General features: G+C 61.3%; 6 protein-coding genes. 4 read left to right on the top strand and 2 right to left on the bottom strand.

The window, feature by feature from the left end; genetic code table 11:
- The first annotated feature begins 40 nt into the window (after nucleotides 1-40).
- Both tssH and ABIF91_RS37245 read left to right on the top strand, forming a co-directional pair.
- Nucleotides 41-2680, top strand: a complete 2640-nt coding sequence (gene tssH, locus ABIF91_RS37250; RefSeq protein WP_028178520.1) for a type VI secretion system ATPase TssH — start codon at nucleotides 41-43, stop codon at nucleotides 2678-2680.
- Between the two features lie 5 nt (nucleotides 2681-2685).
- The gene (locus ABIF91_RS37245; RefSeq protein WP_035674192.1) at nucleotides 2686-4272 is read left to right on the top strand and encodes a methyltransferase regulatory domain-containing protein; all 1587 of its coding nucleotides are present in this window, start codon (nucleotides 2686-2688) and stop codon (nucleotides 4270-4272) included.
- A 169-nt stretch (nucleotides 4273-4441) separates the two neighbouring features.
- On the opposite strand, the gene ABIF91_RS37240 is transcribed toward ABIF91_RS37245, so the two are convergent.
- Nucleotides 4442-5671 carry a matrixin family metalloprotease gene (locus ABIF91_RS37240; RefSeq protein ID WP_035717802.1) on the bottom strand — a complete coding sequence of 410 codons (1230 nt, stop codon included), beginning with the start codon at nucleotides 5669-5671 and terminating at the stop codon, nucleotides 4442-4444.
- Nucleotides 5672-5958: 287 nt separating this feature from the next.
- Here ABIF91_RS37240 and ABIF91_RS37235 point away from each other — a divergent pair, with 287 nt between their 5' ends.
- The gene (locus ABIF91_RS37235) at nucleotides 5959-7227 is read left to right on the top strand and encodes an IS256 family transposase (RefSeq protein ID WP_014497957.1); all 1269 of its coding nucleotides are present in this window, start codon (nucleotides 5959-5961) and stop codon (nucleotides 7225-7227) included.
- Between the two features lie 316 nt (nucleotides 7228-7543).
- Here the strand turns inward: ABIF91_RS37235 and ABIF91_RS37230 are convergent, their stop codons facing one another.
- Nucleotides 7544-8812 carry an IS256 family transposase gene (locus tag ABIF91_RS37230; RefSeq protein ID WP_038952271.1) on the bottom strand — a complete coding sequence of 423 codons (1269 nt, stop codon included), beginning with the start codon at nucleotides 8810-8812 and terminating at the stop codon, nucleotides 7544-7546.
- Nucleotides 8813-9537: 725 nt separating this feature from the next.
- Between ABIF91_RS37230 and ABIF91_RS37225 the strand changes: the two genes are divergently transcribed.
- On the top strand, nucleotides 9538-10881 hold the full coding sequence (locus tag ABIF91_RS37225; RefSeq protein WP_208086440.1) for an IS1380-like element ISBdi2 family transposase: 1344 nt from the start codon (nucleotides 9538-9540) through the stop codon (nucleotides 10879-10881).
- Nucleotides 10882-11586: the final 705 nt, after the last annotated feature.

Raw genomic sequence — 11586 nt, 5'->3', positions numbered from 1 at the left:
TGCGAGGCATCCGCGGAGCAATTGAGCAGGAGGGGCCGCCGTGACCGACATCAGCCTTGAAGCGGTAACCGGCAAACTGAACCGGGCTGGCTATGACGCCTTCATACAGGCTCTCCGCCACGCCAAGAGCGCCGGCAACCGCAACGTCGAGCTTGCGCACTGGCTCTTTCATATCCTGCAGCAGGACCGCACCGACCTCAGCCTCTCGGTCGACCATTACAAGCTCGACCGGTCACGGTTACTGTCGGATCTTGCTGGCGTCATCAACGGCTTCCGCAAGAACGAAACCGATATGCCGGGCGTCGCCAATCCGGTCATCGATCTGCTCGATCGCGGCTGGCACTACGCCACGCTCTTCTTCGGTGAAACCCAGATCCGGACCGGCCATCTGCTGGTGGCCGGGCTCAAGTCGAATGACATCCGTCGCACGCTGAACAACCTCTCCCAGGAATTTGCAAAGGTGAACGTCGACGCATTGGCCGCGGAGCGCCGCGCCGTCTGGGCCGGCTCCGACGAGGAGTCCATGCGTCCGATGGACGGCTCGGGGCTGGTCGGCGCCGGCGCCGAGGGCGCGGATCAGGCGAGCCCCAAGGGGACGACGCCGCTCGACCGGTTCTCGCAGGATCTCACAGCCAAGGCCAAGTCGGGCGAGATGGACCCGATCCTGGGGCGGGACGAAGAGATCCGCCAGCTGATCGACGTTCTGATGCGGCGGCGGCAGAACAATCCGATCCTCACTGGCGAAGCCGGCGTCGGCAAGACGGCCGTGGTCGAGGGATTCGCCCAGCGAATTGCCGCCGGCGACGTGCCGCCACCGCTACGCGGTGTCAGGCTCTGCGCGCTCGACATCGGCCTGATGCAGGCCGGCGCCTCGATGAAGGGCGAATTCGAGCAGCGCCTGCGCTCGGTGATCGATGAGGTGCAGAGTTCACCGACCCCCATCATCCTGTTCATCGATGAAGCCCACACGCTGATCGGCGCCGGCGGTGCAGCCGGCACAGGCGATGCGGCCAACCTCCTGAAGCCTCCCCTCGCCCGTGGCACGCTGCGCACGATCGCAGCCACCACGTGGGCTGAGTATCGCCAGTACATCGAGAAGGATCCCGCGCTCACGCGGCGCTTCCAGCCGATCCAGATCGACGAGCCTGACGTCGAGACCTGCTGCGTGATGCTACGGGGCCTTCTCGGCCCGATGGAAAAGCACCACGGTGTTCGCATCTCCGATGCTGCAATCGTTGCAGCCGTCAACCTCTCGCACCGCTACATTCCCTCTAGACAGCTACCGGACAAGGCCGTCAGCCTGCTCGACACCGCTTCGGCCCGCGTGGCGATCAGCCAGAGCGCGACACCGGCCTTGATCGAGGATACGCGCGTCGCGATCACCGCTCGCGAAGCCGAGAAATCGGCGCTGGTCAACGACAGCGACCTCGGCATCGAGGACAGCGAGCGCGTTGCCGCGATCGACAGCGATATCGCAACACTGAAGGACAAGTTGACGAATCTCGAGGCCGACTGGGCCAAGGAGCAGGAACTAGTCAAGGACATCCGCAGCATTCGTGACATCCTGTCCGAACCCAAGGAAGATCAGGATCCGGTCGCCAAGCGCGCTGAGCTGCGCGGCAAGTTCGAGACGCTGGAGGGCATCAATCCGGAAAAACGGATGGTCTACGCCCATGTGGACCAGCAGTCGGTGGCGTCCGTGGTGTCCGACTGGACCGGCATCCCGGTCGGCCGGATGATGCGGGACGAGATCGAAACCGTGCTGAAGCTGCCGGAGATCCTCAACCGCCGCGTCGTCGGCCAGTCCCATGGCTTGACGATGATCGCCAAGCGAGTTGAGACCAGCCGTGCCAAGCTGGACAACCCGTCGAAACCGATCGGCGTGTTCATGCTGGCCGGACCGTCCGGGGTTGGTAAAACCGAAACCGCCCTGGCGCTCGCCGAAACCCTCTACGGCGGCGAGCAGAACATGATTACGATCAACATGTCGGAGTTCCAGGAGGCGCATACCGTCTCGACCCTCAAGGGAGCGCCTCCCGGCTATGTCGGGTATGGCGAAGGCGGTCGCCTCACGGAGGCTGTCCGGCGCAAACCCTACAGTGTCATCCTGCTCGACGAAGTGGAGAAGGCCCATCCCGACGTCCACGAGATCTTCTTTCAGGTATTCGACAAGGGAGTCATGGAGGACGGCAACGGGCGACGGATCGACTTCAAGAACACCTTGATCATCCTGACCACCAACGTCGGCACCGATCTGATCATGGGGCTTTCGCGCGATCCGAAGTATCGCAATGAGCCGGAAGAACTCGCCAAGATGCTGAGGCCGGAATTGCTCAAGGTATTTCCAGCCGCACTGCTCGGGCGCATCGTCTCGATCCCCTACTTCCCGCTCTCGGACGAGATGCTCGCCGGCATCGCTCGGCTGCAGCTCGATCGCATCGGACGGCGACTGCGCGACAATCACAACGCTGCCTTCAGCTACGACGATGCAGTCGTGGAGCACATCGTGTCACGCTGCAACGATCCGGATTCCGGCGGACGCATGATCGACAACATTATCACCAATACCCTGCTGCCGGAGCTGTCGCGCGAATTCCTCAGCAAATCGCTTGCCAAGGAAGAGATCAAGCAGACACGCGTCTCGATCGCGGACGACAAGTTCGCATATTCGTGGAGCTGAGCGCGATGAACATTCAGACTGAGCATCGACATCCCGTCACCGGCCCCACACCGTACGACGAGGTTTACTACCCCGGCCACGTCTACGGGCTCACCCACCCCAATCATCTCGCAACGATCGGCACCGTTTACGGCATGCAGCCTGCTCCGGTCGAGCATTGCCGGGTGCTGGAGCTCGGCTGCGGCGTTGGCGGCAACCTGTTGCCGATGGCCTTTCAATATCCGGACAGTGAATTCGTCGGCGTCGACCTGAGCGGCGTGACGATCGAGCGCGGCCAGCAGAATATCGCGACCTTGGGTCTGAGCAACATCAAGCTTCTGCACTGCGACATCATGAATGTCGACACAAGCTTCGGGAAGTTCGACTACATCATTGCGCACGGCGTCTACTCCTGGGTACCGCCCCATGTGCGCGAGAAGATGATGGCGATCTTCAAGCAGAATCTGGCACCGCGCGGGATCTGCTATGTCAGCTACAATGCGCACCCATTCTCGCATCTTCGCGACATGGTCCGCGACATGATGCGGTATCACACCCGCCGCCTCACCGGCATGAAGGAGAAGGTCGGACAGGCCCGCGCGATCCTGAAGTTCCTGAGCGAGGGCTCCAAGGCCAACACGGTGCACGGCGCGGTCATGCGGGACCAGTATAATCGTGTCCTCAAGGCTCCGGACGAATTGTTGTTTCACGACGACCTCGACGACGGCGCAACCGCCTTCCTGCTGCACGAGGTCGCCGAGGATGCCGCCCGCCACGGCCTGCAGTATCTCGGCGATTCCCATTTCGCGCGCCGCTATCTCGCCGGCCATTCCGAGGAGGTCCGCGCCACGCTGCAGCGCTTCCCGGAGAGCGAGTTCATGGCGCGCGACCAGTATCAGGACTTTGTCGACGGCAACGGCTTCCGTCGTACCTTGTTCTGCCACGACGACGTTTCCCTCAACCGGCAGATCGACGTGGATTTCGTCAGGCGATATCACCTCCTGAGCACGACCAGCCCGCTCGATCCCGAGGTCTGCCTGACCGACGATTCCCCGATGGAGTTCGAGAACCACGACGGCAGCAGGATTACGGTGACCAATCCGATTCTGAAGGCCGCGCATTTGTGCCTCGGCCGGGCCTGGCCGCGGGCGCTGTCATTCAGTGAGCTGCTGGATGGTGCGCGCGCGCTGCTGGACGGCCGCCGAGCCGATGATGACGAACGGGCACTAACGGATGCGGTGTACATCCTGGCCTGCAGCGGCGAGGTCTCCTTCCTGGTTTCGCCGCCTTTCCTCCTGAAGGAAGTTACCGACCACCCGCAGGCGAGCTTGCTGGCCCGCAAGCAGTCGCAGACAGGTCCGCAGGTCACCAACCTGCTCCACCAAACGGTACAGTTGGAGGACGACCGGACGCGGTATTTCCTGCAACTGCTCGATGGCGCTCGTACCATCGACCAGATCACGGCCGAAATGACCGCAGCATTCGGGTCGACCATCCGGATCGAACAAAAGGACAAGGACGGGAACCCCGTCGAGCCGCTGTTGCTGTCAACCCGAGAGAGCGTCGAACGCTCGCTTGCAATGGTAGGCAAGCTGGGCTTGTTGGTCGCGTGATGCGATAGCGACCCGACTCAACGACGACGCCAGATCAGCGCCGTGGGCGGCGAGCATTCGACTGCTCTCCCCGTTCCCAATAGTAGCGCCCCGTTCGATGTTTTCGAACCGGTTTGCGGCCGTCAGCGCAGCTCAGACCGATTACTGTATCAAAGTTAGGCGTGTGTCGTCACGACGGGAGCTGGACCAGTGTCTCGCATGGGATGATTATATTGTTCAACTGTACGGTCGGGTTCATCAGGAAGCCCGTGTTGTTCTTTGTCGTGATGTGGCCCAGACCCAGGGCATGCCCGATCTCATGCGCGGGCACAATATTGGTGTTCACGCTTCCCGGCGTTGCGGGATTGAACCATAGCATCCGATTGCCGGGATCGCCGCGCCCGGCAACGTTCGAGTCTTCGTCATCGATGATTTGTGTTGAAATGAACATGGTGATCGCCGCACGATTAGTGACGAGCGGCTTCAGATCGTCAAATCGGAACTCCTGTGCCGTGCTCAGTGGGCCGAAGCCGGAGCGGATGCTGAGTTTCTTGTTCGGATCGATCGGCACTGCCCGGCCTTCGGTGGTCACGGCATCGACGATTCGGCTTGTGCCAGATGTGAACGTCAGGTTTGCCTGATTGTCGTAGATCCGACTGACGACGCTGGTAACGGCGCGCTGTGTAGCGATCATGAGGCCGTTGGCGAGCGTCGCCCGACCGAGATGGACCACGTCGATCGGAATCGAAGACGCCTTGCGCACCTGGAGGCGAACCGGGATCGGACCCCTCTGGCCTTCGACGATGACGCTCAAGTCGGCATCACCCTCCAAACGTCCGATTACCGTGACGGTGTCGCTCGTTCGTTCGAGGATTTCCACCTTAGGACTCTCGAGGGCAAATCCCACCGCGGCGCCATTTGTCCCTTTCAACTTCAGCTTCCGCGTCTTGCCGATTGGAACCATCTGGCGAACCGGCGCAAGGCCGTCGAATGCCGACCATTCGCCGCCGACCAGCCTGAGCCTTGCGGCACTGAAGCCGCGCGCATCGCATGGTCCGAATATCGGACCGTCCGGCGTAATCGTCACGTTCACGTCGAGCCCGCCGCCCTTGCGACGGTTGAACATCAGACGCATGCGCTTGATCGTATTCTTTTCAGGGTCGACGCGACCGTCGTGCAGCAGACCAGTTTGGGCATTCTGAAACACGAGAATCGCGTCGATCACCGGCTCCATGGCTTCCGGCGTGTTGGTCAGATCGTTGATATCGAGCGTTCCATCGGCCCCGCCGTCCTGGGGCGCGATGCCGTTCAACAGCGTCTTGATCACGAAGATATCGTCCGGCTCGTTCGAACCCTTCAGGCCAACGGATTCCGCGATGGAGAAGCCGATCACGTTGATGGGTTTCAGGTTGATCACCATGATCCGCTCCGTCCGATGATCTCCGCGCTTTCCGATGGGTCTCATCGGGGCCAACGAGGTTCAAATGGCATGGCAGCGATCGCGACGACTTCCCGTTTACCGTACCTTTCCCGCCTCTGACCAAACTGCGGCATCAAACAGCATCGCATGCTGCGAGCCTTCAATTCGGTCCAGTCCAATGGGAAGGATTCGGAGCTATGCGGGAAACTGGGTGATGACGGAATGAGATAGGCGGCGTATCGAGGCGGGTGTCGAGCCTGCCAGAACCTCAAGGAGAGCGATACGCCATGAACGAGCATAGCAACATTGTCCCACTGCGTCAGCCCGATGAGATCGACGATCCACTGACGAATATTTTGCGATCTGGAGCTCGGCAGCTGCTTGCGCAGGCTGTCGAGATGGAAGCCGAGGCGTTTCTCGCCGCGATGAAGGGCTTGAAGCTTCCCGATGGCCGCGACCGCCTCGTGCGACACGGCCATGGTCCAGTGCGGACGATCCAGACGGGGATCGGCGCCGTCGAAGTCGCCCGGGTAAAGATTCGCGATCGCGCGGTGACCAGCGATGGCGAGCGGATCCGCTTCACCTCGGCGATCCTGCCGTTGTGGGCACGGCGCACGAAGAGCTTGGATGCACTTTTGCCGGTTCTGTACCTGCGAGGCATCTCGACGGGCGACTTCCAGGAGGCGCTGGCGGCGCTCTTGGGCAAGGATGCGCCGAATCTTTCTCCGGCGGTGGTTTCCAGACTGACGACGGAGTGGCAGCTCGAGTACGAGCGTTGGCAGAAGCGCGATCTGTCGGCGCGCCGGTACGTATACGTGTGGGCGGACGGCGTCTTCCTGCAGGCTCGCATGGAAGACCACAGCGAATGCATGCTGGTGCTGATCGGCGCGACGCCGGAAGGCAAGAAGGAACTCATCGGCTTCCAGGTCGGCGTGCGCGAGAGCACGCAGAGCTGGCACGAACTGCTCGTCGAGGCGAAAACCCGAGGGCTGAAGATCGCCCCGGAAATCGCCGTCGGTGACGGCGCGCTCGGCTTCTGGAAGGCGCTCGACGAGGTCTTTCCCGCCACGCGACATCAGCGGTGCTGGGTGCACAAAACCGCGAATATCTTGAACAAAGTCGCAGTGTCGGTACAGGCCAGCATGAAGAAGGATCTGCGCGAGGTCTATTTGGCGTCCAACCGAGCTTCGGCCGAAGTGGCGATCGATGTCTTTGCCGAGAAATACGGAGCGAAGTACGACAAGGCGGTCGAGTGCCTGACGAAAGATCGCGACGCAATGCTTGCGTTCTACGAATTCCCCGCCGAGCATTGGGACCACTTGCGGACGACGAATCCCATCGAAAGCGTGTTCGCGACGGTCCGGCACAGAACGGTGCGCACGAAAGGTTCGTTATCGTCAACGACTGCCAAGTTGATGGTGTTCAAGCTGCTCTGCGCCGCATCAAAGACCTGGCGGCGGCTGAAAGGCACAAATCAGTTGCCGAAGGTCAGCGCAGGTGTCAGATTCGAAAACGGCATCGAGGTCATCCAAGTGCCGGAAAACCACGCCGCCTGATCGCCTCGTCACCCAAAATCCCGCATAGCTCAGGATTCGAGACGTACATCTTTCCGCGCGTTACGAAGGCGGACAATTCAAGCCCCACACCCAAAAGCGGCAAGTCAAGCACAATGACACCCGAGCCTTTGGCTGCCTCGAGTCCTCCGTACAGCGTGTGGAGTGCATTTCTCACGTTCTGAAGTATTCCAACAGCCGTAAAGGCGTTTCGCGCATTTAGCGTGGGCGCCACGTATTTACCGTTTTTCAAGCCATCGATGAAGTACTTGCTGTGATGGATGGAGAGCTATGGCTGATTTTGGGTGACGCGGCCTGATCAGGCGGCGTGGCTTTCAGTGTTCGGAATGACTTCGATTCCGTCGATGAACTTTACACCGGCGATGACTTTCGGCAACTGGTTCGTGCTCTTCAATCGCCGCCAGGTCTTCGATGCGGCGTCGATGAGCTTGAACACCATCAGCTTCGCAGTTTGTTGCGACAGCGATCCCTTGGTCCGCACCGTTCGGTGGCGCACCGTGGCGAAGACGCTCTCGATCGGGTTCGAGCTGCGTAGGTGGATCCAGTGCTCAGCAGGGAAGTCGAAGAAGGCGAGCAGCGCATGGCGATCCTTGATCAGGCACTCCACCGCACGTCCGTATTTGACGTGGTATTTCTCGACGAAGACGTCGATCGCGGTTTCAGCTTCGGCCCGGTGTGGGGCCAGATAGATGTTCCGCAGGTCGTTCTTCATGGGGCCCTGCACGGATTTGGCGACCTTGTCGAGTACGTTGCTCACTTTATGGCACCAGCATCGTTGGTGCCGCGTGCCGGGAAAGGCCTCGTCCAGTGCCTTCCAGAAGCCGAGGGCGCCGTCGCCGATGGCGAGTTGCGGGGCAATCCGTAACCCGCGTTGCCGCAGGTCGATCAGGAGTTCGCGCCAGCTCTGCGCGCTCTCGCGCACGCCGACCTGGAAGCCGATCAGCTCCTTCTTGCCTTCCGGCGTGGTGCCAATCAGCACCAGCATGCATTCGCTGTGATCTTCCATGCGGGCCTGCAGGTACACGCCATCGGCCCAGATGTAGACATAGCGACGCGCCGACAGATCGCGTCTCTGCCAGCGTTCGTACTCGACCTGCCAATCGGCCTTCAGGCCGGCGATCACCGAAGGCGACAGGTTCGGCGCATCCTTGCCGAGCAGCGCCGAGAGCGCCTCCTGGAAGTCGCCGGTCGAGATGCCGCGCAAATAGAGGACCGGGATCAAGGCATCCAGGCTCTTCGTCCGCCGCGCCCATAGCGGCAGGATTGCCGAACTGAAGCGGAGGCGGTCGCCTGGCCCGCTCGCTCCGCGGTCGCGGACCTTGGGACGAGCGACCTCCACCGGACCGATGCCGGTCGCAATCTCGCGCACCGGACCGTGCCCATGTCGGACCAGGCGCGCTCGACCGTCGGGCAGCGTCAGATTGGCCGTGCTGGCCAGAAACGCGCCAACCTCGATCTCGATCGCCCTGGCAAGCAGGTCCCGCGCGCCGGCACGAACGATATCGGTCAGTGGATCATCAACCGCGGACGGCTGACGGAAAGCAAGAACATTGGTAGTCTCGGTCATGGCGTATCGCTCTCCTCGAGAGGTTCTGGCAGGCTCGTCACCCGCCTCGATACGCCGCCTTCCTCACACCGTCATCACCCAGATTCCGCCATAGCTCTGATGGATGGATTGTAGTGCCGATTTCGAGATCAGCTTTTCGGTAAATGCGACATTGACGCCCCAGTCATTCAAGGATTCATGGTCCAACTCATATGGACCCCTGAACCCAAAGCCGATGACAGCAACGGCCCCTCCGCTGCCTCCAAGACCCAGCCCCCACCGACTGCTAACCCGTCTTATTCGCGAGAGGGCGCCTGAGAGGCTGGCGAGCGTGGTGTAAAGCGCTGATGCGGCGTAGGATTCGGTTGCGAAGCCACCCCATCACCTTCAACCGCGAACGCCACGCCCGCCATGACCGATGATACGATTTCAGACCACTATCGAGAAGCAAGAATTCAACACAAATAAAACCTCTGCCTCGCGCTCGATCTCTTCATGCTTGATAGTCTCGTTTCGGAGGCTGAGCACCTACCGCGTCTAATAGGCCGCTCGCGCCGGTTTCTTTGGACGCGGCACGACCGCGACTCCACGTTTCGGCACAGAAATGATCGGGAGTCACTCAATCTTTCTTCAACTTAACCCGTCTTATTCGTAAGAGTGCGCCTGAGGGGTAAAGCGCTGATGCGGCGTAGGATTCGGTTGCGAAGCCAACCCCATCACCTCCAACCGCGAACGCCACGCCCGCCATGACCGACGATACGATTCCGCCCTTCTCGTTTCCAGCCGTTCACGCCAAGAAAGTCACAGCTGCCTTCGATGGTGGGCGCCTAACCTCGAACGGGGGCGTGATGCTTCTGGCGATGGCCGAGCGGCGTCTCGGTTTGGCCAACAATCTGGCCCGGGTGTTCCCGGATCGGCGCGATCCGACGCGGGTCGTGCACAGCCTGGTCGATATGTTCCGCGCTCGCATGTTCGCGATCTGCTGCGGCTACGAGGACGCCGACGACCTCGATCATCTGAGGTCCGATCCGGCATTCAAACTGGCCTGCGGTCGCCTACCGGACACGGGCCGGGATTTGTGTTCCCAGCCGACGCTGTCGCGGCTGGAGAATGCTCCGCGCCTGCGCGACGTGATCCGGCTGACCTACACTTTGGTCGACGCATGGATGGATAGCTACCCGCGCGAGCCGGCATCCGTCACGCTCGACATCGATGATACCTGCGACGTCGTCCACGGCCATCAGCAGCTCTCGCTGTTCAACGCTCATTATGACGAACGCTGCTTCCTGCCGATCCACGTCTACGACACGGAGAAGAGCCGGCCCGTGGCCGTCGTGCTGCGGCCCGGCAAGACGCCGGGCGGCGTCGAGGTGCGTGCCCATCTGCGCCGCCTGGTACGGCATATCCGGACGCGATGGCACAACACGCAAATTACGTTCCGTGGCGACGGGCACTATGCCCGGCCGGAGGCAATGGCGTGGTGCGAGACCAACGGCATCGACTACATCTTCGGTCTGTCCGGCACCAAGCCTCTCGCCAGAAAAGTCGACGAGGTCGCCGACGACATCCGCACGCGACGCGCCATCGAGAACCTGCCGGTTCTGCGTGGCTATACCGAGACGCGCCACAAGGCAAAGTCCTGGGATCGCGAACGGCGCACTGTCGCCCGTATTGAGGCGACGATGCTCGGCCTCGACATCCGCTTCGTCGTCACCAGCCTCGATGTCGGCTCGGCCGAGTGGATCTACGACAGCCTGTATTGCGCGCGCGGCCAAGCCGAGAATCTGATCAAGCTGCATAAGACGCAGCTCGCCTCCGATCGCACCAGCTGCCGTTCGGCGCTCGCCAACCAGGTCCGTCTCGTGCTCCATACGGCCGCTTATTGGCTGATGCTGACCGTGCGCGACGCCATTCCCAAAGCCCGGGAATTGGCCGCTGCCGAGTTCGCGACGCTGCGTCTTCGGCTCTTGAAAATCGCCGCCCGTGTCGTCGAGACCACGAGCCGCATTCGCCTTGCGTTTGCCGCGGCATGTCCCGAAGCCGACCTGATCTGCGGCTTGCCCGGCGCGCTGCTGCCGCTCGGTCCTTGACCGGCGGGGCGTCCGCCCCCGTTCGCCCAACCCATCCCTCAAGCGCGTTGCAAAGTACCGGTCGTCAGGCGGCGAAAAGCCGAAGGCAATCCTGTGCGCCTCGTCAGACAAGATGTGCGGCCGCATCAATCGGGCCCAAAAGCCGCACTCTCACGAATAGGACGGGCTAACAATCTGGAGATCAAAGGTCTCCAAATCTCCCAGGTTCACGACGTACGCGGTCGTGCTCTCGACGCCGCCGATTAACAACTGCCCGCCAGACTTAACGCCGAAGCCAAGCCAACGCTTGAAGAATTTGCGTTCCGCCGGATAGTATTGAGGTCTCGTTTGAGGCGGCGGTGGCGGCGGTGGCGGCGGCGGATTTGGTTTATTTCAAACTGAGATGATGACACCACGCCAGGTCTCGTTTTCCACCCCATCCATTTCACCTGCATACATGGCCGCGCGTTCCCCTTTCGCCACCTCGAACGCGACTTTGAAATTGTTGGGAACTTGCTTGCGAAGCAGATCAACTACGGCCCGCAGCCTATTATGCGACAATAGCATGTTGAAATCGTCGCTACCGGTACGACTTGCAAGTCCTATGATAGAGCTGGCCCCGGTTGTTTGGACAGCGCCCCGCTGGATTTAAGTGGATTCCTGCCGGGTTATGCTGAACGCGGGGCTTTACGGTTTTGTCGTTGCGTCGGGAGGGCGTAGCCCGAC

It is taken from the genome of Bradyrhizobium sp. USDA 241 (genome assembly GCF_049739505.1).
GTDB lineage: Bacteria > Pseudomonadota > Alphaproteobacteria > Rhizobiales > Xanthobacteraceae > Bradyrhizobium > Bradyrhizobium liaoningense.
This window is presented reverse-complemented; position numbering and strand designations above follow the sequence as displayed.